The sequence below is a fragment of the Chryseobacterium sp. MP_3.2 genome (assembly GCF_035984805.1).
In the GTDB taxonomy this organism is placed as follows: domain Bacteria; phylum Bacteroidota; class Bacteroidia; order Flavobacteriales; family Weeksellaceae; genus Kaistella.
Genome location: NZ_JAXCHW010000001.1, coordinates 24962 through 47573, shown reverse-complemented (window position 1 = coordinate 47573; position 22612 = coordinate 24962). Strand labels below are relative to the sequence as shown.

The window sequence follows — 22612 nt, the reverse complement described above, 5'->3', positions numbered from 1 at the left end:
CCGCGAAAATAGTAGTGATTTGAAAAAAAGAATTGCAGGAAAGAGACAAGCCTTTTCATCGAAAAGGCATCAGAATTTGGTCAAAAATCAATCAAATAAGAATATTAGTGATTGGTATTGTTCAGCATGGGAACAAATTTGTAGGCTCCAAATTCTTCCTTTTCAAATTCTTTTTCAGAAATTTTTGTAAACCTTGTGAGCGTTTGCTCCTCCGTTTTACCTAAAGGAATCACCATGGTTCCCCCAATTTTTAATTGATGCAACAATTCTGTGGGCAAAACTTCTGCACCACAAGTAACCAGAATCTTGTCAAATGGAGCAAAAGTGGGCAAACCTGCAAAGCCATCGCCGAAACTCTGAAACTTCGGACGAAGGTGCAATTCCCGTAATTTTTTTTGCGAAAAATCATGCAAATCTTTTTGGCGTTCTACGGTATAAACCAAAGCTTTCATCGCAACCAAAACGGCTGTTTGATAGCCACTTCCCGTTCCAATTTCCAGTACTTTTTGTTTCTCTTTTAATTCCAAAAGTTCTGTTTGTTCTGCCACCGTGGACGGATGAGAAATTGTTTGACGGGCAAGAATAGGAAAAGCGCGATCTTCATAGGCGAAATCTTCAAAAATACTTTCCAGAAAAAGATGGCGCGGAACTTCATTAATGGCGGTTAAAACATTTTCATCCGCAATTCCCATTTTTTCCCGAAGATAATTGACCAAAATTTTTCTTTTTCCCTTATGAACGTAAGTATCCTGCATTGCACAAAAATAGACAATTAAGTTGACGGTTGTTGGTTTTCAGTTGATCGTTTTAGAATTTTCCGTGAACTCTCAACTCTCAACTGCCAACTAATTATTATATTTACCAAAATTAAAATTCTATGCTAAAAGCGGGTTTGGTTGGCGCAGGTCATTTGGGAAAAATTCATTTAAAATTACTGGATCAGTCGGAGAAATATGATCTGGTTGGTTTTTACGATGCCGATGCAGAAAATGGAAAAAAGTTAGAAGCCGAATTCGGGTATCAATATTTTGATAATCTGGAAGAACTTTTACGTCAGATTGAAATGTTAGACATTGTTACGCCCACTTTGTACCACTACGATTACGCCATAAAAGCGATTGAAAAAAGAATTCACTTTTTCATAGAAAAACCCATTACCCAGACTTTGCAACAAGCTGAAGAAATTTTGTATAAATGCCGAGAATTTGGTATTAAAGCACAAGTCGGTCATGTGGAAAGATATAATCCAGCTTTTATTGGTTCCAAAGATTTTATTAAAAACCCAATGTTCATCGAGATTCATCGATTGGCAGAATTTAATCCGCGCGGAACTGACGTTTCCGTGGTGCTGGATTTAATGATTCATGATTTGGACATATTACTTTCTTTGGTAAAATCGAAAGTGAAAAAAATTCATGCGAGTGGAGTTTCCGTGGTGTCTAAATCACCAGATATTTGCAATGCCAGAATTGAGTTTGAGAATGGGTGCGTCGCAAATTTAACTACTTCCAGAATATCCATGAAGGCCATGAGAAAGTCTAGGTTTTTTCAGAAAGACGCTTATATTTCGGTAGATTTTTTAGAAAAGAAAGCCGAAGTTATCCGAATGAAAGCTGCACCAGAAAATCCAAGCGATTTTGATATGATTATAGAAAATGCAGAAGGTGAAAAAAATCAAATTATTTTTGAGTATCCTAATATTCAACCCAATAATGCCATTTTAGACGAACTAGAAAGTTTTGCAGATGCCATTACCGAGAATAAAGACGTGGAAGTTTCTTTGGAAGATGGGACTGAGGCTTTAAAGGTAGCGCTGGAAATCGTACGATTGATTTCTTAAATTTTTTATTTTAATTCATGACGACGAGAAGATTTTTTTCACTCCTATTTATTTTAGTTGGTATCCTTACATTTTCTCAAAGCAAATGGAACATTCGGTTTTACAATGAATTGGTCGGTCGCGAATACTTAATTTATGCAGATAATGAAGAGGAAATGCCTATGTCTGCGAAATTTAAATTTATTCTGAAAAACATGCAGAGCACTTTGGAAAGTGATAGTATTGTTGTGATTCCACCAAAGCAAAAAGGATTTTTAGTTGCAAAACTTTCCGCGGTATCACCTACCCTTTCTAATTCATTTTCTTACACCAATACTTATAATTTCGGGAATGTTCTGGCTCAAAATCATGATGACACATACGTTTATGATTTGCCCTTCGAAAAAGGAAAGACCCACTTGGTTTTTCAAGGATACGGTGGGAAATTATCTCACCGCGGTCAACTTTCTCTAGATTTTAACTTGAAAATTGGTGATAAAATTTATGCTGCTCGAGAAGGAAAAGTGGTACAAACGGAAGAAAAACACAACTCCAACTGCAGCACTGAAGGTTGTGCAAAATTCAATAATAAAATCATTATTCTCCATACTGATGGAACCTTCGCCGAATATTTACATCTGAAACAAAACGGAGTTGAAGTAAACATTGGCGACGATATTATTAAAGGGCAATTTCTCGGATATAGCGGAAATACGGGGTGGTCAACGGGGCCACATTTGCATTTCGCAGTTTTTTTTAATCGGCTAAATGCAAAACGAGACTATATTCAAACGAAATTTAAAACCTCAAGTTCTGAAGGAGAAATCTTGCAGGAAAAGAAAAGTTATACTAAGAATTACTAAGCTTCTAACATGAGAAAAAATTTACTTGCATTTGTTATAATTTTGCTGTCCGTCTTTACTTTTGGTCAAAATTTTTATGGCTTGAAGAAGGATGTTAAAAACATAATCAAAGATAAAAATGCGACCGTAGCGGTTTCTGTTTTAGATTTTGAGAGTGGAAAGTCCTTCAACATTAACGGAAATAAAAAGCTTCCAATGTTGAGTGTTTTTAAATTTCACATCGCCTTAAAAGTTCTAAATGAAGTTGATCAAGGAAAATTCAGTTTGGATCAAAAAATATTGATCAAAAAATCTGACCTTTTAGAAAACACGTGGAGCCCAATTCGAGAAAAATATCCGGAAGGAAATATCGAAATACCTTTATCGGAACTCTTGAAATATGCCGTTGCGCAAAGTGATAATAACGGCTGTGATATTTTGTTACGCTTATTGGGCGGACCTTCAATCGTTCAAAAATTCATGAACGAAAATGGAATTGAGGACGTCAATATCATCTACAACGAAGAAAAAATGCACGAAGGTTATGAATTTCATTATGGAAACTGGACCACTACCAATTCTGCAAATTTTCTTTTGAAAAAATTCCACGACAAGAAATTAATCTCAAAAGGTTCAACTGATTTTTTGATGAATACCCTTCTTGGAACGACTACAGGAGCAACAAAATTAGTAGCCCAACTTCCGAAAGGAATTCCGGTTGCACACAAAACGGGCTCATCTGGGAAAAATGAAAAAGGATTAACCATCGCAGAAAATGACATCGGAATCGTCACTTTACCAAATGGAAAAAAATACGCGATCAGCGTTTTCGTTTCTAATTCCATGGAAACAGAAAAAACCAATACCAAGATGATTGCGGACATTTCTAGATTAGTTTTCAATTTTAATAATAAAAAGTAAGAGCATGCTGAAAGGAGTTGTCTTTATATTACTTACATTTTCCACCTGCCTGTATTCGCAAGACTCCATCAATTTAAAAATTTATCGGGAGACGGCAGAAAAAACTTATATTCTCTATGTTGACAATGCGGAACATGCTCCAATTTCTTTGGAATACAGTTATACAGCAGAAAACATGGGTTCAAGTTTACCTACGAAGAGTGTTACTGTGATACCTGCCTTGGCAAAAAGATTTCTTTTGACGGAATTAAAAACTCTTGATCCACAAAAAAAAACACACTTCAATTATACCGTTTACTACGTTTTAGGAGATGTAAATGTAGATTTCAAAGAGAAAAATATCAGTTACACTTTGCCATTTTCTCCCCAAAAAAAACATTCTATTTACCAAGGTTATGGGGGCAGATTTTCTCATGAAGCGGCGAAAGCTTTAGATTTTAGCCTGCAAATTGGTGAAGCAGTTCACGCCGCAAGAGCAGGTAAAGTGGTGCAAAACTTCACAAGCAATTCCAAGCGATGTCTCACAAAAGAGTGTGCGAAATTCAATAATAAAATTACTATTTTGCACGATGATGGAAGTTTGGCAGAATATGTTCACCTCAAGCAAAACGGTTCCGTGGTTAAAAATGGCAGTCAAGTTCATGAAGGTCAATTGATTGGCTACAGCGGAAATACAGGTTGGTCAATGGGTCCACATCTTCATTTTTCCGTTTACACACCCAAAATTGATGGCGGCAGAAATTACATCAAAACAAAATTCAAAGTAAGCGGGCAAGCAAAACCTATTTATTTAGAGGAGAAAAAAACGTACTCCAGAAGTCTTTAAAAATTAAAAAATTACAATAGAAAAATATGAAAAACATAGTAGTAATCGGAGCGGGAACCATGGGAAATGGGATTGCACACACCTTTGCACAAACCGGATTTAAAGTGAGCTTGGTAGATGTTTCAGCTGAAGCTTTGGAAAAAGGAGTAAAAACAATTACGGCAAATTTGGACCGAATTATTTCTAAAGGAAATTTAACTGAAGACCAAAAATCGACCACTCTTAACAACATTACCACCTTCACAAAATTAGAAGATGCTGCAAAAGAAGCAGATTTAATCGTGGAAGCAGCGACCGAAAATTTAGATTTGAAATTGAAAATCTTCAAGCAAATGGATGAATTGGCTCCCGAAAATTGCATCCTTGCGACCAATACTTCTTCCATTTCTATTACAAAAATCGCCTCGGTTACGAATCGTCCGGGAAAAGTAATTGGAATGCATTTTATGAATCCAGTTCCCATTATGAAGCTGGTAGAAATTATCAAAGGTTATTCTACATCGAAGGAAACTTTTGATCAGATTTTTCAGATGAGTCAAACTTTGGGAAAAGTTCCAGTTGAAGTAAATGACTATCCAGGTTTTGTGGCGAACAGAATTCTGATGCCGATGATTAATGAAGCGATCGAAACTTTGTACAATGGTGTTGCGGGCGTAGAAGAAATTGACACTGTAATGAAATTAGGAATGGCGCATCCGATGGGACCTTTGCAATTGGCGGATTTTATTGGTTTAGATGTTTGTTTAGCAATATTAAATGTGATGCATGATGGCTTTAAAAATCCGAAATATGCACCAAATCCATTGTTAGTGAATATGGTAATGGCTGGAAAACTGGGTAGCAAATCTGGAGAAGGTTTTTATGATTATGCTGAATCCAGAAAAGCAGAGAAAGTTTCTAAAATGTTTTTGAAGTAGATGTTAGACGTTAGACGTTAGACGTTAGATGTTAGATGTTAGATGTTAGATGTTAGATGTTAGAAATTTCGGTTTATAAATTTTAGTAATTTTCTTAGTGAAAAGAAGACAGGAAAAATGGATTCAAATAGGATTGATCATCGCAACTTTTGTGATGGTCATTCTTCGTTTTCTCCTCAATGAAAAAGGCAGAACCAATCCGGATTCTATTCGGTTTATGCGGACTGCAGATGTTTTTCCTGTTATTGATAACACCACAACTCCACTCGGTTACCCACTCAGTTTAAAATTCTTTACACTCTTTGGGTTCGATGAATTTTGGGCCAGCAAAATCGTGGGCTTAGTTGCAGTTGCAGTCATTCTTTATTTTGCGTGGGTGAAAAAATTCTTCTGGAAAGAAACCATTCTCACAGTAGGACTATTCAGTTTCGTGTCTATCTTCTCTTATACAATGAGTGAAGGGCTGATTTTACCTTTCGTTCTTCTCTTCATGTTTGTGGCGCGCCAAATTATCATCGATAAAATTAAGGGTATTAAAGCTTATTTATATCTTACGTTAATTTTGATTTTGCTCTACAATATTCGCTATCCCGCCCTATTTATGATGGGTGGCGTTTTTCTTTTTGGAGTTTTAAAATTTCGAAAACATTACGGAAAAACCTTTATTGCAGCCGGAATTACAGGAATGATATTCGTAGTTCTATACAAGTTTTTGTTCATTGATTACTTTAATGAAGAATACTTGGACACTTTTCTGGAAATCGGTTTACATTCAACCTCGAAATTATTAGTAGAACTTTTTCAGGGTTTAACCACTGTTTTCAATCCTTTCATTCACATTGCAAATCCTGCAGGCGGAATTATTAACGTCGGAATTTATGGAATTGGGTTGCTCAATATAATGCTCATGATTTTTGTTTTCTTGAAAAATAAACTTTCGGAAACTGAATTTTTCTACGTTTTTATGGGAATCATCGGCGTTGGATGTTCCTATTTTATTCAATATTTTTATTCGGTGAATCCCATTGATTATCGATTAATGGCGCCTTTTTCTTTTCCTGTTTGGTTGGTTTATTTTAGAAAGTTGTATTCTATTTTTGGTCGGCTTACTTATGTAATCACCATTTTAAGTCTGATGACGGGATTGCTTTTTACCTATTTATCAAAGGGCAATTATTTAGAAAACCGGAAAGAAATCACAAAGTTTCTAAAGTCGGAAAACCTAGAGAAAGGTCCCATTAAATTTTTCCTGAAGAATGAAAAAGAACTTGATAAATATCAGCTTGCAGAATTAATAAGCACGGTAAATCCAAACGTGGGAATTACTTTCAAACCAAGTGATACGCTGAAAAAAAATGTCTTAACGCAGTATAAAGTTTTACAAAAAATAAAGATTGACACGAATCAATTTCAATAATTTTTCCTATTTTTGACCAGTTAAATTAATTATTATGAAATTACCAAAGTTTTTATTAGCCGACAATTCAGATTTCCCTGAAGATTTGTTCGTTGTTCACACAGAATATCCAAGATTTGTTCTAAATGTGGAGGAAGAAGAAGTAGAATGGTTTGATGATTTAGAGGGCGATGATGAAGAAACAATGGCAGATGAAGCCACTAAAGTTGTAGAAGCCGCCTTCAAATGGTGTGACGAGGAACTTGCAAAATATGACGAAGAAGAAGACGAAGAATAAATAAAAAAGGAACTCAAATTTGAGTTCCTTTTTTTTTGGTCTTATTTCAACTATTTTAAAGCTTATTTAATTTTATAAGCAACAAATTCCCTTTGTAAAGCTGGAGCGTATTTCCTTCTGACACGTATTTGTCAGCTTCACTCAGCATTTTCATAAAATTAGATTCTACTTCCATATTATCGCACATTTTCTTGGTAGCTCCTAAATCACTCGTACTGAAATTTCCAGCGGTAGGATCTAGTCTCAGTTTCCCGAAATAATTATTGCATCCACCATTTCCTGTCACTTTACCAGATTCTAAAACCAAAGTAGGTTTTGCGCCTTTCACATCGTCTGCCAAAGTCCAACTGGTATTGATAATATTGGGTTGTGCTGTTCCCACTTTAGAACTGTTCATGGTGGCACAAGAAACTACCGATAAAACCGCCCCTACAGATAGAAATAAATTTTTCATATTTTTTATTTTACCAAATTTACGGAAATTTATCCATCTTTAGTTTCAAAAAAACCATGAAAAAAGCATCTCCGAAGAAATGCTTTCTGTGCTAAAAATGTATTTTTTAGGATCTCAATTCCGCGCCGTATTCTTTTTGAAAAGTTTTAATCAAAGAGTTCATTACCTCCGATATATCTTTTTCCTCCAATGTTTTTTCTTCATTTAACAATTCAAAACTCAAAGCGTAAGATTTTTTTCCTTCCGGCAAGTTCTTCCCTTCATAAACATCAAAGAGATTAATGTTCTTTAAATATTTTGAGGGATTATTTTTTGCCGTTTTGTATAAGTCTGCATAATTCACATTTTTATCTACCAAAAGTGCTAAATCACGTCTTGTTTTATTGAATTTAGGAATATCTACAAACTTCAAATTCTCCAGGGCTTTCAATTCCTGCGCAATTTCCAGCTCAATTTCTGCATAGAAACACTCTTGATCCAAATCTGCATTTTTTAGCATTTCTGCCGAAACTTTTCCTAAACGTGCAATCGTTTTTCCCTGCGAAACCATTTCTAATCCATCAGAAAAGCGATTGTCATCTAAAAATTTCTCTTCGATGGTGATGTTCAGCTTGTCCAAAAGTATTTTCACGTAAGATTTCAGGTAATAGAAGTCCGTCGCAGATTTTGGTTGCAACCAGTTTTCAGAAGCATTTCTGCCTGAAATTAAAATTGCGACTTGTTTTCTTTCTTCGTATTTGGCTTTCTTATGATAAATTTTACCAAGCTCGAAGAATTTAATATCTGCGTTTTTTCTTTTGATATTATAATCTGCATTAACCAAAAGGCCTTCTAACAAAGACTTTCTCATAAATGCTAAGTCACCACTCAAAGGATTCAAAAGTCGAACTGCATCTGTTTCATCTTTTACAGAAGTTAAAGAATTGTTCATGACCTCGTTAAAACCTTGACTTTGCAACGTTCTCGCCCAGGAATTTTCTAAAGCGTCCTGATCCTCAAAACTTAATTTTACGGGCGTGAAAGAAATTTTCTGTGGTGAGTCAATTTTATTGTATCCGTAAATCCTTAGAATCTCTTCAATTACATCAATTTCACGTGTAACATCAGCTCTGTAAGCTGGTACGGATAATTCTAAACCATTTTGAATCTCATTCAGAACAACAATTTCTAAAGATTTCAAAATTTCCTTCACCTTTTCCCGGTGAATCTTTGTTCCTAAAATCTGCTCTACTTTGGAGAATCGCAAAATAACATAATGATCTTCTAATTTTTTGGGATAGTTTTCCAAAAAATCACTGACTAATTTTCCACCGGCAATTTCTTCAATCATGGCGATAGCATGCGTCAACGCGGTTCTCGTATTATTGGGATCTACGCCACGTTCGAAACGGAAAGAAGCGTCTGTATTTAAATTATGGAATTTCGCACCTTTTCTTACGGCAACTGGATTGAAATAAGCGCTTTCTAAAAATATTTGCGTAGAACCTTCAGAAACTCCTGAAGTTGCGCCCCCAAAAACTCCCGCGATGCACATCGGTGTATCTTCACCATCTTTAATCATTATTTCGGAACCATTTAAAGTTCTTTCCACACCATCTAAAGTTGTAAACTTCGTTCCCACAGCACTCACACCAATCTTTACTTTTTTACCTGCAATTTTATCGGCATCAAAAGCATGAAGCGGCTGACCAAAACTGTGTAAAATATAATTGGTAATATCTACAATATTGTTAATTGGTCCTAAACCAATGGCTTTCAAACGGTCTTTTAACCAAGCCGGAGATTCTTCAACCTTTACGTTTTCTATAATGGCGCCAATATATCTTGGACAAAGTTCTGCATCTTCTACTTCAATTTGATAATCTGATGTTCCTTCTATGTTTAAAGGTTTCGAAACAATTTTCTCAAACTCAGATTTCAATTGGTTTGATACCAAAAACGCGTTTAAATCACGTGCAACACCATAATGAGACATGGCGTCTGTTCGGTTGGGCGTTAACCCAATTTCCAAAACTTCATCTGTAGCCAAATCAAAATAATCTGCGAAATTTTTCCCGACTTCATATTTTTCATCCTCTAAAATCATAATTCCACCATGATCATTACTGAGTCCTATTTCATCTTCTGCACAGATCATTCCTTGGGAAACTTCGCCCCGGATTTTCGCTTCTTTGATGGCAAAAGAATCTGCACCTTTGTGAATCATAGTTCCCACAACTGCAACTGGAACGGTCTGTCCGGCGGCAACATTCGGTGCGCCACACACGATATTTAAAACTGTTCCGTTTCCAACATCAACGGTGGTTTTCTTTAGTTTATCGGCATTTGGATGCTGTTCGCAGGTCAATATTTTACCAACTACAATACCTTCTAAACTACCTTGTACGGATTCAAATTTTTCAATGCCTTCAACTTCAAGACCAATGTCCGTCAAATATTCCCCGATTTTATCGGTCTTCAGATCTGTTTTGATATATTCTTTAAGCCAGTTATTGGAGATTTTCATGTCTGTTTACTTCTTGTGTTGGATGTTGGATTTTGCCATTAATCAGGTCAAAATCTGAAAGTGGCAAATATCGTGTTTTTTGAGGAAAACCGCAATGTAATTTTAGAGAAACGGTTTTGCCTATACATGACTTTTTCCCGTATTCCACTAAATTTTGAAAAAGAAAAAAGTCCGAAATAATTCGGACTTTAGATCGTTAGTATTTTCTAAATCTTTTAAAAATTACATTCCAATTACGGGCATAGAAAGCATCAAGATATTTTCTTCTGCATCTAAACCATCTACTGGCTCAATGATTCCAGGTCTGTTCGGCTGAGACATTTTCATGGTAATGTCATCTGAACTTAAAACGGATAGCATTTCCGTTAAAAATTTGGAGCTAAAACCGATATTAATATCTTCTCCATTGTAATCGCATGGAATCTGCATGTCTGCTTTGTTCGCGTATTCCGTATCTTCTGCATGAAGGTGAAGAATATTCCCCGACAGTTTAAATCTCACTTGATTCGTGGATTTGTTAGACATGATGGAAGCTCTTCGGATGGAACTCAACAATAAATTTCTGTTAATGGTCAAGACGTTTGGATTTTCCTTTGGAATAACTGCAGTATAATTTGGATATTTTCCATCAATTAAACGGCAAATCCAGATGTTATTTCCAAAAGTAAATTTGGCCATATTTTCATTGAACTCAATGGTAACATCATCGTTAGAATTCGCTAAAATATTTTTGAAAATCGCCAAAGGTTTCTTCGGCATAATGAATTCGATAGGATCAGCATTAATTAAATCTGTTCTTTTGTACACCACCAAACGGTGAGAATCAGTAGAAACAAAATTGGTTTCATCCTCTTTAAACTGGAATAAAACGCCCGTCATTACTGGTCTAAGAGAATCATTACTGGTTGCGAATAAAGTATTGGCAAGCGCTTCTGATAAAATGCCGGCAGCAATTTTAACACTTTGGGAAGCATCAAATTCTGGAAGTTCCGGGTAATCATCTGCATTATCTAAAGCGACCGCGAAGTTATCCTTCTCATCTAAAATTTCCAATAAACTTCCGTTTCCATCTGCTGCATCTTTTACAGATAAAGTCAAAGGCTGTTCGTTGTAAGTTTTTACAAAGTCTTGAAAGATTTTAGCTGGAACTGCGAATTTTCCCGTGTCATCAGATTTTACTTCTAGGGTCGTAACCAAAGTAGTTTCGCCATCAGAAGCAGTTATTTTCAGATTATTTTCTTCGAGTTCAAAAAGATAATTTTCAAGAATTGGTCTGGATTGGGAACTGGAAATCACACCACTCACTGTGTTCAATGCTTTCTGTAATTCACCACTTGCAACAATAAATTTCATTCGTTTTTATTTATTTTGGGTATTCATCAAATGAAAACGCACGCATTTCCATTTAAAAAATAATTTTCACAAATATATGAAAATGAAGCAAAAAAAGGAAACAATCCTTAAAATTAAAAGGGAAAGATCTTAAAAGTTATCAACATTAATCAGCGCCGTGATTAGGATAATTTTTTTCCTCATTATTATCGATGTTTATGCTCAAAGAGAGATACAAAAAATGGAGGTTTTTGTTACCCGTTTTTCCAAATTCTCTTTGCCACAAATAGCCAGTAGACATTCCAAAAATCTCATCAACTTGATAATTGAATCCGCCATAAACGCGATTCCGTGCAAACGTGGGTTTTTCTGTGGTGATGAAGAAAACTTCATCGTAAACATTGGCAGAAATAGTTCCCGGTTTTACAGATTCTGCGTTCAGAGGTACTGAAATATTCATTCGGTATCTCAGGCGAATACGATCTGAATGTAGATCCTTTTGCGGTTCGTAGAACCAACTTTTCTCTGCACGGACTCTATTTTCTAATTTAAATTTTCCCGCTCTCAAATCCACCACATCTTGAAGCCAAATCCGGAATTCTTCTTTGTCCATCCGTTGATTTTTATAATTTCCGTACCGACCAATCCCAATAAATGGCTTATGATTTTTAGTCAGGTTATAGCCGATTCCACCCTTAATTTCATAATAATCTGGATAGGAATAGTCTTCAATTCCCCGAAGTTGCCCTTCAGCGAAAAGGAAAAATTTCGGATGAAACTTATAGGTTACATTCACAGAATTAAAGCTGGAAATATGTTCCTGCTGTGCAGAAATATTGATAGAAAAAAGACTGATAAACAGTGAAAAAAAATTTATTTTCATGTTGCGAAAATACGGAATTTGTTAACATTGGAAAAATCTAAATGTTAAAAAGCACTCTACTCAATAGGATCATAATCCAATTGAGTAGGTGAAGCCAACATGGAACCAACGTTTAGGCATCGGAACTCCGAATGTTTCAGTATAGTCAGAATTGGTAATATTATTCACCAAAACGTACAGATTTAAATTTTTAAAATCATAAGCGATTTTCTCATCCAGAATTTGGTAACTGCCCGTATTTACTCTTTCATTGTATCTGTAAATCAACTGATTTGTAAAATTCTTCAGGAATTTATGCTCCACTTTTGCTACAAACTGATGTTTTAAATTTTCTAAAACGTAACGAGAAATCGCATTATCAGGTTGCGATGATTTGCTGTCAATGTACGTATAACCAACGGAGTAGGATTTCAGGAATGAACTAAAATTTTGCCCAAGTTCAATTTCAATTCCTTTGGTTATAATTTCTCCAATATTTTCCGCGCGCCAAATATCATTTAAATTTTCTTTGGTCCAGTCGATGGAATTATCGGAATTGCGTAAAAACCCACTTATTTTTCCGAGGAAATTATTTCTTTGAAAGCGGTAACCCAATTCGGCAGATACTGCATTTTCTGGCAAGAGAGTGGGATTTCCAGCTTCGGTCTTGCTCACATAATACAAATCGGTAAAAGTTGGGATTCTGTTTACTTTTGTAATGTTTCCGTAAACCTTATGATGGTCACTAAAGTCAAAACCTACATCCAATCCGGGATAGAAAAAATCTCCTTCCTGATCGTAGTTCGCCCAAGAAATTCCGGGAGAAATATTCAATTTATTCTGAAAAAATGAGAAATTATGCTCCAAAAACAGCTGCGTGACAAATCGTTCCCGATGACCTAAGTTGTTACTTGCCAAAAATTCTTTTCTTAATTCAACTCCAAGTCCCGTAGTTCCAAATGATGATAAATAACTTCCATTAATTTCTGCTCCCACATTATTGCCGATGTGCATATTGCGGTAAATTTCAGGTTTATTTCGCACAAATAAATATTCGTCCTGTCCTCTTCGCCAATAAATATTAGAGTTGATATTCAGGTTAGAAAATTTTTTATTAATCCCTAAACTGACCACAGAAGCTTGCGTTTCTTCATACTGATCTTTCGCGTTTGGCGAAGAATAAAATCCATTGGCCCCAAACTTTTTCTCTTGAATTCCAGCCTGGAAATTAATTTTTCCATTTTCAATAAGATACTGACTTTGGTAAAAAATATTGCTGATTTTATAATCGGTATTGTAGCGGTATCCTTCAGAACTTGACGTACTGGCTTGAACAAAATTTCTAAATTTTTCACCACCAAAACTGGTCGCTGCTCCTAAAGAGTAGGTTCCAAAATCTCCGCCACTTCCAGAAATAATCACATTGTCTTCTGCAGAAGGTTTTGTAATAATATTAACCGCTCCCGCGTAGGCATTTTGGCCAAAACGTCTTGCAGCAGGACCTTTCACCACTTCAATTTTTTCTACAGAAGCCAAATCAAAAGGAAGACTCATGGAATTATGTCCTGTTTGGGAATCATTCATTCTAATTCCGTTCACCAAAATTAATACTTGTTCAAAAGTACTTCCCCGCATAGAAATATCGGACTGCACTCCATTTCCACCCCTTCTTCTAACATCAAATCCCGTAAATTGTGCTAAAAGTTCATCCACACTTTTTGCGGGTGAATTTTGAATCTCTTCTTTGGAAATTACTGTAATATTTTCGTTGACTTTTTTTAAGGGGAGTTCTAAAAATTTTCCTTGCACGAGAACTTCAGAAATAGGGCTTTCTTTTTCCTGAGCACTTAAATTTTGCATAGTTGCTAAAATAAAAATGCTAGTAATTCCTTTCTTCATTAAATTTATTTTGATTTTTTATTAGGTTGAATCACTTGATTACAAAAAATGAAGCGGCAAATATATTCTAGAAATGCAGAATAACAAAAGGATTTTTAAAAAAATATTGGGCACAAAAAAAGTGCAAATTTAATATTGCACTTTTAATTCGGACACTATCTTTTTCTCATCAAATGCGTAATCAGATCGTTGAATAACTTTCTCATATCGTATTACTTATTTGTTTAGCAAATATTCAAAATAATTACCATTTACACAAGACTTTCTCAAATTAAATTCCAAAAAATTTCTCTAAAAAAATCCGTATTTTTGTTCCTCCAATTTTCCCTATGATTACAACTCCAGAAATCGATATTAAGAAACAACTTTTCGTAAAAAACGCACATCTTAACAACCTAAAACATATTGACGTACTTCTGCCGAAGAATAAGCTCATTGTAATTACAGGCGTTTCTGGAAGTGGAAAATCTTCTCTTGCATTTGATACCATTTATGCAGAAGGGCAAAGACGATATGTAGAAAGTTTAAGTTCTTACGCCAGACAGTTTTTAGGAAAACTAGAAAAACCAAAAGTTGATGATATTAAAGGTTTAGCACCTTCCATCGCGATTCAGCAGAAAGTTATTTCCTCAAATCCTCGTTCTACCGTCGGTACTTCTACCGAAGTTTATGATTACATGAAATTATTTTTCGCGCGGGTTGGACGTACTTTTTCTCCGGTTTCTGGAATTGAGGTTAAAAAAGATTCCGTTACAGACGTTATCACTTTTATAGAAGAGCGTACAGGTCAAACTTTTCTGCTCAGAAGTCCTTTAAATTTTGAGGTAGATCAATTCACAGAGCTTTTAAATACTTTAAAAGTTTCAGGTTTCACCAGGCTTGAAGTCAATGAAAATGTAGCCGGAATTGAGGATTTGGAAAGTTTCGGGTTTGTGCCGGAAAAAGACATGCAGATCTTTTTGGTCATCGATCGTTTTAAATATGAAGAAGATGAAAGTTTTCTTCAAAGATTAGCAGATTCCATTCAAATGGCTTTTTATGAAGGTCATGGCTATTGTTCCTTGAAAAATATTGAGACTGGTAAAATCACAGAATTCTCCAATAAATTTGAATTAGATGGCATTGAATTTATGGAACCCAATGTCCATTTTTTCAGCTTTAATAATCCTTACGGCGCCTGTCCAGAATGTGAAGGCTACGGAAAAGTAATTGGAATTGATGAGGATTTAGTTATCCCCAATAAAAATTTATCCGTTTTTGAAGATGCAGTTGCAAGCTGGCGCGGAGAAACTATGAGCCAATGGAAAAAAGATTTCATCAAGAAAAATAAAGATTTTCCTATTCATAAACCTTACTTTCAATTGACGAAAGACCAGAAAAATTATTTGTGGAAAGGTGACGGCTCAAAAAGTTTCCCTTCGATCAAAAATTTCTTCAAAATGCTGGAGGAAAATTTATACAAAATCCAATACCGTGTCATGCTCTCCCGCTATCGTGGAAAAACCTTATGTCCAAGTTGTGAAGGTTTGCGTTTGCGGGAGGAAACAAAATGGGTAAAAATTGATGGTCATAACATTCAGACCATGATAGAATTGCCTTTGGATGAACTTTTACCAATGGTAAAATCCCTAAAACTGAACAAACATGATGCAGAAATCGCGAAACGTTTGCTCTATGAAATTACCACTCGCTTAGCTTTTCTGGATAAAGTAGGATTGGGATATTTAACGATTAACAGGACCTCTAACACACTTTCTGGTGGAGAAAGTCAAAGAATTAATTTGGCCACGAGTTTAGGAAGTTCATTAGTGGGATCGATTTACATTTTAGATGAACCTTCCATTGGTTTACATTCCCGCGACACCGAAAATTTAATTGGAGTTTTAAAAAATCTTCGCGATTTAGGAAATACGGTAATCGTGGTAGAACATGATGAAGACGTAATGAAAGCGGCAGATTATATCATTGATATTGGTCCAGAAGCAGGTTATCTTGGGGGCGAATTGGTATTTTCAGGACATTTCGACGAATTGAAAGATTCTGATTCCCTCACTGCACAATACCTAACGGGAAAATTAGAAATTAAAGTTCCTACAAGCCGCAGAAAACCTAAAGAATGGATTCACATCAAAGGAGCTCGACAAAATAATTTGAAAAATATCGATGTAGACGTTCCACTGGAATGTTTAGTCGTAATTTCAGGCGTTTCCGGAAGTGGAAAATCAACTTTGATGAAGGAAATTCTGACGAATGAAATTCAAATCCAACTCGGAATGGGTGGCAAAAAAGGCGATTACGATTCTGTAGAATTCCCTAAAAAACTCATTAAAAATATTGAGTTGATTGACCAAAATCCAATCGGAAAATCCTCCCGCTCCAATCCGGTGACTTACTTAAAAGCTTACGATGATATTCGAGATCTGTACTCTAAGCAAAAATTAGCAGTAATGCAAAATTTGAAGCCTAAACATTTTTCTTTTAATGTAGATGGCGGAAGATGTGATGATTGCAAAGGCGAAGGCGTAATTACTGTATCCATGCAGTTTATGGCAGATATTGAACTCGAATGTGAAACGTGTCACGGAACTCGTTTTAAAGATGAAATTTTAGAAATTAGGTTCGACGAAAAAAATATTTCCGATATTCTTCACCTGACGGTGGATGAGGCTTTGGAATTTTTCGCCGAAAATAAGCAGACAAAAATTGTGACCAAGCTAAAACCTTTGCAGGAAGTTGGTTTGGGTTATCTGCAACTGGGACAAAGCTCTTCTACCCTTTCTGGCGGAGAAGCGCAACGTGTAAAATTGGCCTCATTTCTCGTAAAAGGCGTTACCACGGACAAAACTTTATTTATTTTTGATGAGCCATCAACAGGTTTGCATTTTCATGATATTAATAAATTACTGAAATCGCTTCAGGCCTTGATTGAATTGGGACATTCTGTAATTGTGATTGAGCATCAACCGGATATTATTAAAACGGCAGATTACGTCATCGATATTGGTCCAGAAGCTGGAAAATATGGAGGCGAAATTGTTTTTGCGGGAACTCCGGAAGAATTGGTGAAGAATAAAAAATCGCATACCGGGAAATATTTGAAGGAGAAATTGTAGTAAGTTAGATGTTAGATGTTAGATGTTAGATGTTAGATGTTAGGTTAGATGGTAGATGTTAGAGAAAATATAGTTTTTAATTTAAATAATAAGCCAGCTTTTCTTAGTTGGCTTTTTTGTGAGCGCTGTTAGAGCTTAAAGCTCTAACAGCGCTTTTAAACCAATTCTAATTTTCTAAATAAGAAGTTTTACAAATTTTTTGTACCAACAACATATTAATTCAAACTCCACAAAAAATGAGAGATAATTTTTATCTTTATTCCACAATAATTTGCATACACAACTCCCATCGAATTCCCAACTACTATTTCAGAAATCCAGCAAAGAATCAAAGAAATTGACCCCATCAAATATGGAATCACCCGTAATTTTAAAGATGGCGCCGTCACAAAACTCAGTCCCTACATTTCCCGTGGCGTTATATCTACCTGCGATGTTTTTGAACATTTGAAAACTTTAAATCTGCTATGGTTTGAAGTCGAAAGACTCGTGCAGGAACTAGCGTGGCGCGATTTTTTTCAAAATGTCTGGAAAATTGAAGGTGACCGTATTTTTTCCGACCTAAAACAACTCCAGGAAAATGTAGAAAATAACGGAATTCCAACTGCTATTTTAAAAGGAGAAACTGGAATAACAATATTAGATGATGCGGTAAAAACACTGTTTGAAACTGGTTATCTTCACAATCATTTGCGGATGTATTTGGCTTCCGTGTGTTGCAATATTGCGCATTGTCATTGGTCAGAACCTGCAAAATGGCTCTATAGTAATTTGTTAGATGGTGATTTGGCGAGCAATCATTTAAGTTGGCAATGGGTTGCAGGAAGTTTTTCCAATAAAAAGTATTTTGCAAATCAGGATAATCTTAATAAATATTTCGGCGGAAGTCAAAAAAACACTTTTCTGGATGTGGATTATTCCGAATTTGACACATTAAAAACTCCAGAAATTTTAAAAGAAACAGAAAAATTCAATTTGAGAACTTCATTAGAACTAAAGGAAAATCCTTCAATAAAAAATGAAAAAACTCTCATTTATACGTATTATAACTTAGATTTCGATTGGCATCAAGAAGAAAATTTTCAAAGAATTCTCTTGCTGGAACCTTCCTTTTTTGAAAAATTTCCGATTTCTCAAAAAGTTCTGAATTTCGCTTTGGAGTTATCTCAAAATATTTCCGATCTCAAAATTTTCGTCGGCGAATTTTCAGAATTAAATGAAAAAATTCCTAAAGAAAACATCTATTTTAAAGAGCATCCTACTAATTCTCATTATCTTGGAACTTCAGAAAACAGAAAATCGCTCTCAACTTTGGAAGGAAATTTCCCCTCCTTTTTTAACTACTGGAAAAAGATCAAAAAAGAATTGCAAAAAGAATTTGAAACTAGATAAAATACTGAAAAATTATGTCCAAATCGATTAATCTAATTTTTCCGAATCAGCTATTTCATAACCATCCTTTACTTATAAATGGCGGCGACATTTATTTGATTGAAGAACATTTATTTTTTAAAGAATTCAAGTTTCACAAACAAAAAATCGCTTTTCATCGGGCTTCTATGAAATCATTTCAAATTTATTTGGAGCAGAATGGCGCAGAAGTAATATATATTGAAATTAAAGACAAATTATCTGACATCAGAAATTTTCACTCCGAGATCAAAATGAAAAATATCACGGAAATCAATGTTGTTTCGCCGAGTGATGATTGGCTGGAAAGAAGAATAAAAAAAGTTGCTGAAACCATTAAACTCAATTTTCTTGATTCTCCGCAATTTATCAATAACAAAAGCGATTTAGCCGAATTCTTTAACCCCGGAAAAAAATTCTATTTTCAAACTGCCTTTTACAAACAGGAAAGAATTCGCCTCAATATTTTACTGACCGAAGACGGAAAACCCGAAGGTGAAAAATGGACTTTCGACACGGAAAACCGAAAAAAATATCCTAAAAATCAATCGCCACCGCCAATTTATTTCCCTGAAACATCAACTATTTGGAAGGAAGCTGTAAAATATACCGAAGAAAATTTCAAAAATAATCCCGGCGAAATCTCCGAAAATTTGCTCTATCCTATTACTCATGAGGAATCTCAGAAATGGCTCGACCAATTTTTGGATTATCGTTTTCACGATTTTGGCGTTTATGAAGATTCAATTGTTCAAAAAGAATCCTACCTTAATCACAGCATTTTGTCACCTTTGATCAATTCCGGACTGTTGCAACCGATCGAAGTCATTAATCAAACTTTAATTTTCGCCGAGAAAAACAAAATTCCACTTAATTCTTTGGAAGGATTTATCCGCCAGATCATTGGTTGGCGCGAGTTTATGCACGGAATGTATCTCTACAAAGGTCGCTTTTCCCGAACGCAAAACTTCTTCAACTTCACGCGAAAAATTCCCAAAAGTTTTTACGATGGAACCACTGGAATTGTACCCATCGATGATACCATCAAAAAGGTTTTAAAAACCGGTTATGCTCATCATATTGAGCGATTAATGGTGCTTGGAAACTTCATGCTGCTCTGCGAATTTGATCCAAAAGAAGTGTACAAATGGTTTATGGAACTCTTTATTGATGCCTATGATTGGGTCATGGTGCCGAATATTTATGGAATGAGCCAATTTGCAGATGGCGGAACTTTCGCCACGAAACCTTATTTAAGTGGTTCCAATTATCTGAAAAAAATGAGCGATTACGGAACAGGCGACTGGGAAAAAATTTGGGACGGATTATTTTGGAGATTCGTCGGAACGCAGCAAGAATTTTTCAAAAAAAATCCGCGCGTTTCCATGATGCATTATTCCTTCCAGAAAATGGATGCGGAGAAAAAGAAAAATCATTTGAAAAATGCCGATGATTTTTTAGAAAGTTTAGATGACTTGTAGTTTTTGGAGTAGACAATTTGATTTTTTTGCAAAGAGCAGACCCGCTTTATGCTACAATCTTTTTGTTTAATCTATCGATCAAACAAAAAGGATTTCCACGTCAATCGGGACTAGAATGAAGAGTATTTCTTCTTTTGGAAAAAGAAAAAACCAATTTGGACTTCAAGAAATATTTTCAGAATCAAGCACTTATCCACAAAAATTTGTAACTAAGTGGTGAATTTTAACATTAAATACACATTGGATATTAAAAAATTTATTATTTTTACTTCGAAATAAAAATTGAGATGAAGACCAATTTCTTTTCGCACAGATTAATTAAATTATTTAAATTAAATATAAAAATTTAAGAGAAGCACCGTCGGCTTCTCTTTTTTCTTGGAGTCTAACTAAAAAATGAGATCATTTTATCTACTGAATCCGCTTCTAAAGAGCGGATTCTTTTCATAAAAAAAGTCCCTGAAATATTCAGAGACTTCTATAAAACTTTTGAAAAATTATTTTCTATCAACGATTATTCTGTCTTTTCTATTCGCCAATTCCCAAGCGGTGGCGAACACCAGTTGCGCTCTTTTCTGCAAAGCCATGTAATCAATTTTATCTGGCGTATCGCTAGGTTTGTGGTAATCTTCATGAATTCCATCGAAGTAAAAAATAACCGGAACCCCATTTTTCGCAAAGTTGTAATGATCGGAACGGTAGTACAATCTTTCTTTATCATTTGGATCGTCATATCGATAATTCAGCTTCAGATTAACGGTTTCTTTATTGGCTTGCTCATTAATTTTTTTCAAATCGGTACTCAACATTTCTGATCCTATTACATACACATAATCTTTACCGCAATTTCCCGGATCGCAACGGCCAATCATATCAATATTCAAGTTTACCACCGTATTTGTCATAGGAAAAATTGGATTTTCCGCATAATATTTTGAACCTAATAAACCATGTTCTTCACCCGTTACATGCAGAAAAAGCACGGAACGTTTCGGGCCATTTCCTGATTTTTTTGCCATTTGAAATGCTTCGGCAATTTCCAAAAGCGCCACTGTTCCACTTCCATCATCATCTGCACCATTATAAATTTCCCCATCTTTCATTCCCACATGATCGTAATGCGCAGAAATAACGATGATTTCTTCCGGTTTTTCAGAACCTTCTACAAAAGCCAAAATGTTTTCCGATTCTGGTAAGTTGCCTCTTCGTCCCGCCAAAGCTTCTTTTGGTACGGTTTGATAATAAGAAGTCATGGCTTTCGGATGCGAAACCCCCATTTTTTGATATTCCTCAATTAAATATCTGCCCGCTTTTTTTTGTCCTTCACTTCCTGTATCTCTTCCTTGCATTTCATCTGAAGCTACAATGTAAAGGTGCTTTTTCAGCTCCTCAGAATTGATGGATTGAAAAGATTTTTTAAATGCAGCATTGGAAAATGTTGAAGAATTTGTAGTAGCAGATACAGTTGAATTGCTTGCAGAAATAGGATTTACGGCGCAACTTTGCAATAATGCAAGTGCGATAACCGGAATGTAAAATTTGACGTTTCTCATGAATTTTCTATTTTTTTTGAAAGCTAAAGATAAGTTTATTTTTAAAATGAAAAACGACTTTTGGAAGTTTGATGTTGGATGAAATTGTAAATCATTAATTTTTGAGAATTTTTTTTATTGATGTTATTTGGGCAGACAATTCCGCCTTCCGTTCCCTCCCGATTTTACATCGGGATCCACTCAAGTCGGGCTGCAGATGGGATTTTTAAATAAATATTTAGATAATTTAGTGGGTTTTATTTTTACGATTTTAGTTCTTCAAAGAAAATTATTTTTCTTTTGAATTTGTTCCATTATTAGTTAACTTTGTACATGAAAATCATTAGAGTTATCGTTTTTTATAAAGATTATTTCGAAGAGTTTTTTGAAACCCTTATTGATAAAGTAAAGGATAAAATTGACGAAGTACTTTTTATAATAACCATTCTTGAACGCGTTCCCACTAAATTTTTTCAAAAGCATTGAAGGTAGAAAAGGTCTTTTTGAAGTTCGGATTGAATATGAAAGTAACATCTACAGAATATTCTGTTGTTTCGATCAAGGTAATTTAGTTATACTGTTTAATGGATTTCAAAAGAAAAGCCAAAAGACACCAACAAAAGAATTAAAAAAAGCAGAGAAAATAATGGAGGAATATTTTCTAGAACAAAAAGAAATTAAAGATGGAAACAAAAAATAAAAATATCAAACCGTTCACTCAGCATCTTGACGAAAGACACGGTAAGATAGGTACAGAATCAAGAACCAACTTTGAAAGTAAAGCCAAATCTTTTGCAATTGGCGAATTAATAAAAGAAGAAAGAAAATTAGCAAACATGACCCAAGAACAACTTGCGGACAAAATTGGCGCAAAAAAAAGTTTCATTTCAAGAATCGAAAACGGACACAGTGACATTCAACTTTCAACGCTTTATAAATTAATCGAGTTGGGACTTGGACGAAAAATCAACTTGACCATTCAATAGAAACCAATTTTTTTTAAA

Annotated in this window: 20 protein-coding genes; 12 read left to right on the top strand and 8 right to left on the bottom strand. The window is 35.1% G+C overall.

The genetic code is table 11. From position 1 onward, the window contains the following. Window positions 1-104: 104 nt before the first annotated feature. Complete coding sequence (locus RCH13_RS00215) at window positions 105-755, bottom strand: protein-L-isoaspartate(D-aspartate) O-methyltransferase (protein ID WP_326985196.1); 651 nt, start codon at window positions 753-755, stop codon at window positions 105-107. 122 nt (window positions 756-877) lie between these two features. Between RCH13_RS00215 and RCH13_RS00210 the strand changes: the two genes are divergently transcribed. The 7 genes from RCH13_RS00210 to RCH13_RS00180 all read left to right on the top strand — a co-directional run bounded on the left by RCH13_RS00210 (window position 878) and on the right by RCH13_RS00180 (window position 7019). Continuing rightward, complete coding sequence (locus RCH13_RS00210) at window positions 878-1840, top strand: Gfo/Idh/MocA family protein (RefSeq protein WP_326985195.1); 963 nt, start codon at window positions 878-880, stop codon at window positions 1838-1840. A gap of 17 nt (window positions 1841-1857) precedes the next feature. Further along, entirely contained in the window at window positions 1858-2682 is an 825-nt protein-coding gene (locus RCH13_RS00205; RefSeq protein ID WP_326985194.1) for a M23 family metallopeptidase, read from the top strand. A 9-nt stretch (window positions 2683-2691) separates the two neighbouring features. Then, entirely contained in the window at window positions 2692-3582 is an 891-nt protein-coding gene (gene bla, locus RCH13_RS00200; protein ID WP_326985193.1) for a class A beta-lactamase, subclass A2, read from the top strand. A gap of 4 nt (window positions 3583-3586) precedes the next feature. Continuing rightward, window positions 3587-4408 (top strand): M23 family metallopeptidase, encoded by an 822-nt coding sequence (locus RCH13_RS00195; protein WP_326985192.1) that lies wholly within the window; start codon window positions 3587-3589, stop codon window positions 4406-4408. 26 nt (window positions 4409-4434) lie between these two features. Further along, window positions 4435-5325, top strand: a complete 891-nt coding sequence (locus RCH13_RS00190) for a 3-hydroxybutyryl-CoA dehydrogenase (protein WP_326985191.1) — start codon at window positions 4435-4437, stop codon at window positions 5323-5325. Window positions 5326-5422: 97 nt separating this feature from the next. Next, window positions 5423-6742: a hypothetical protein gene (locus RCH13_RS00185; protein WP_326985190.1), complete on the top strand. Its 1320-nt coding sequence runs from the start codon at window positions 5423-5425 to the stop codon at window positions 6740-6742. A gap of 34 nt (window positions 6743-6776) precedes the next feature. Then, window positions 6777-7019 (top strand): hypothetical protein, encoded by a 243-nt coding sequence (locus RCH13_RS00180; protein WP_326985189.1) that lies wholly within the window; start codon window positions 6777-6779, stop codon window positions 7017-7019. 55 nt (window positions 7020-7074) lie between these two features. Here the strand turns inward: RCH13_RS00180 and RCH13_RS00175 are convergent, their stop codons facing one another. From RCH13_RS00175 to RCH13_RS00155, 5 genes are all read right to left on the bottom strand, one after another. Continuing rightward, window positions 7075-7473 (bottom strand): META domain-containing protein, encoded by a 399-nt coding sequence (locus RCH13_RS00175; RefSeq protein ID WP_326985188.1) that lies wholly within the window; start codon window positions 7471-7473, stop codon window positions 7075-7077. Between the two features lie 106 nt (window positions 7474-7579). Next, entirely contained in the window at window positions 7580-9979 is a 2400-nt protein-coding gene (gene pheT / locus RCH13_RS00170) for a phenylalanine--tRNA ligase subunit beta (RefSeq protein ID WP_326985187.1), read from the bottom strand. A 222-nt stretch (window positions 9980-10201) separates the two neighbouring features. Next, a complete protein-coding gene (gene dnaN, locus RCH13_RS00165; RefSeq protein WP_326985186.1) occupies window positions 10202-11332 on the bottom strand; it encodes a DNA polymerase III subunit beta in 1131 nt (376 codons plus the stop codon). A 145-nt stretch (window positions 11333-11477) separates the two neighbouring features. After that, a complete protein-coding gene (locus tag RCH13_RS00160) occupies window positions 11478-12194 on the bottom strand; it encodes a DUF2490 domain-containing protein (protein WP_326985185.1) in 717 nt (238 codons plus the stop codon). Window positions 12195-12263: 69 nt separating this feature from the next. Then, window positions 12264-14072, bottom strand: coding sequence for a TonB-dependent receptor plug domain-containing protein (locus tag RCH13_RS00155; RefSeq protein ID WP_326985184.1), 1809 nt, complete (start codon window positions 14070-14072; stop codon window positions 12264-12266). A 329-nt stretch (window positions 14073-14401) separates the two neighbouring features. On the opposite strand from RCH13_RS00155, the gene uvrA reads away from it, so the two are divergent. Then, window positions 14402-17185: an excinuclease ABC subunit UvrA gene (uvrA, locus tag RCH13_RS00150; RefSeq protein WP_326985183.1), complete on the top strand. Its 2784-nt coding sequence runs from the start codon at window positions 14402-14404 to the stop codon at window positions 17183-17185. A gap of 309 nt (window positions 17186-17494) precedes the next feature. Here uvrA and RCH13_RS00145 read toward each other — a convergent pair whose 3' ends face one another. Beyond that, entirely contained in the window at window positions 17495-17632 is a 138-nt protein-coding gene (locus tag RCH13_RS00145; protein ID WP_326985182.1) for a hypothetical protein, read from the bottom strand. Here RCH13_RS00145 and RCH13_RS00140 point away from each other — a divergent pair, their 5' ends adjacent. Together RCH13_RS00140 and RCH13_RS00135 are read left to right on the top strand one after the other, a co-directional pair. Next, window positions 17633-18577 carry an FAD-binding domain-containing protein gene (locus tag RCH13_RS00140; RefSeq protein WP_326985181.1) on the top strand — a complete coding sequence of 315 codons (945 nt, stop codon included), beginning with the start codon at window positions 17633-17635 and terminating at the stop codon, window positions 18575-18577. It abuts the gene before it with no gap. 14 nt (window positions 18578-18591) lie between these two features. Continuing rightward, window positions 18592-20076, top strand: coding sequence for a cryptochrome/photolyase family protein (locus RCH13_RS00135; protein WP_326985180.1), 1485 nt, complete (start codon window positions 18592-18594; stop codon window positions 20074-20076). A 497-nt stretch (window positions 20077-20573) separates the two neighbouring features. Here RCH13_RS00135 and RCH13_RS00130 read toward each other — a convergent pair whose 3' ends face one another. Next, window positions 20574-21629 carry a M28 family metallopeptidase gene (locus RCH13_RS00130; protein ID WP_326985179.1) on the bottom strand — a complete coding sequence of 352 codons (1056 nt, stop codon included), beginning with the start codon at window positions 21627-21629 and terminating at the stop codon, window positions 20574-20576. Window positions 21630-22056: 427 nt separating this feature from the next. Here RCH13_RS00130 and RCH13_RS00125 point away from each other — a divergent pair, with 427 nt between their 5' ends. Beyond that, window positions 22057-22308 (top strand): type II toxin-antitoxin system RelE/ParE family toxin, encoded by a 252-nt coding sequence (locus RCH13_RS00125; protein ID WP_326985178.1) that lies wholly within the window; start codon window positions 22057-22059, stop codon window positions 22306-22308. After that, on the top strand, window positions 22292-22594 hold the full coding sequence (locus RCH13_RS00120) for a helix-turn-helix domain-containing protein (protein ID WP_326985177.1): 303 nt from the start codon (window positions 22292-22294) through the stop codon (window positions 22592-22594). Before RCH13_RS00125 ends, RCH13_RS00120 begins: the two co-directional genes overlap by 17 nt. The last annotated feature ends 18 nt before the right edge of the window (window positions 22595-22612 follow it).

Bases quoted from the DNA above. Each gene is read 5' to 3' on its own strand.
- RCH13_RS00215 (WP_326985196.1), bottom strand. From the start codon at position 755: ATGCAGGATACTTACGTTCATAAGGGAAAAAGAAAAATTTTGGTCAAT.
- RCH13_RS00210 (WP_326985195.1), top strand. From the start codon at position 878: ATGCTAAAAGCGGGTTTGGTTGGCGCAGGTCATTTGGGAAAAATTCAT.
- RCH13_RS00205 (WP_326985194.1), top strand. From the start codon at position 1,858: ATGACGACGAGAAGATTTTTTTCACTCCTATTTATTTTAGTTGGTATC.
- bla (WP_326985193.1), top strand. From the start codon at position 2,692: ATGAGAAAAAATTTACTTGCATTTGTTATAATTTTGCTGTCCGTCTTT.
- RCH13_RS00195 (WP_326985192.1), top strand. From the start codon at position 3,587: ATGCTGAAAGGAGTTGTCTTTATATTACTTACATTTTCCACCTGCCTG.
- RCH13_RS00190 (WP_326985191.1), top strand. From the start codon at position 4,435: ATGAAAAACATAGTAGTAATCGGAGCGGGAACCATGGGAAATGGGATT.
- RCH13_RS00180 (WP_326985189.1), top strand. From the start codon at position 6,777: ATGAAATTACCAAAGTTTTTATTAGCCGACAATTCAGATTTCCCTGAA.
- RCH13_RS00175 (WP_326985188.1), bottom strand. From the start codon at position 7,473: ATGAAAAATTTATTTCTATCTGTAGGGGCGGTTTTATCGGTAGTTTCT.
- pheT (WP_326985187.1), bottom strand. From the start codon at position 9,979: ATGAAAATCTCCAATAACTGGCTTAAAGAATATATCAAAACAGATCTG.
- dnaN (WP_326985186.1), bottom strand. From the start codon at position 11,332: ATGAAATTTATTGTTGCAAGTGGTGAATTACAGAAAGCATTGAACACA.
- RCH13_RS00160 (WP_326985185.1), bottom strand. From the start codon at position 12,194: ATGAAAATAAATTTTTTTTCACTGTTTATCAGTCTTTTTTCTATCAAT.
- RCH13_RS00155 (WP_326985184.1), bottom strand. From the start codon at position 14,072: ATGAAGAAAGGAATTACTAGCATTTTTATTTTAGCAACTATGCAAAAT.
- uvrA (WP_326985183.1), top strand. From the start codon at position 14,402: ATGATTACAACTCCAGAAATCGATATTAAGAAACAACTTTTCGTAAAA.
- RCH13_RS00145 (WP_326985182.1), bottom strand. From the start codon at position 17,632: ATGTTCAAAAACATCGCAGGTAGATATAACGCCACGGGAAATGTAGGG.
- RCH13_RS00135 (WP_326985180.1), top strand. From the start codon at position 18,592: ATGTCCAAATCGATTAATCTAATTTTTCCGAATCAGCTATTTCATAAC.
- RCH13_RS00130 (WP_326985179.1), bottom strand. From the start codon at position 21,629: ATGAGAAACGTCAAATTTTACATTCCGGTTATCGCACTTGCATTATTG.
- RCH13_RS00120 (WP_326985177.1), top strand. From the start codon at position 22,292: ATGGAAACAAAAAATAAAAATATCAAACCGTTCACTCAGCATCTTGAC.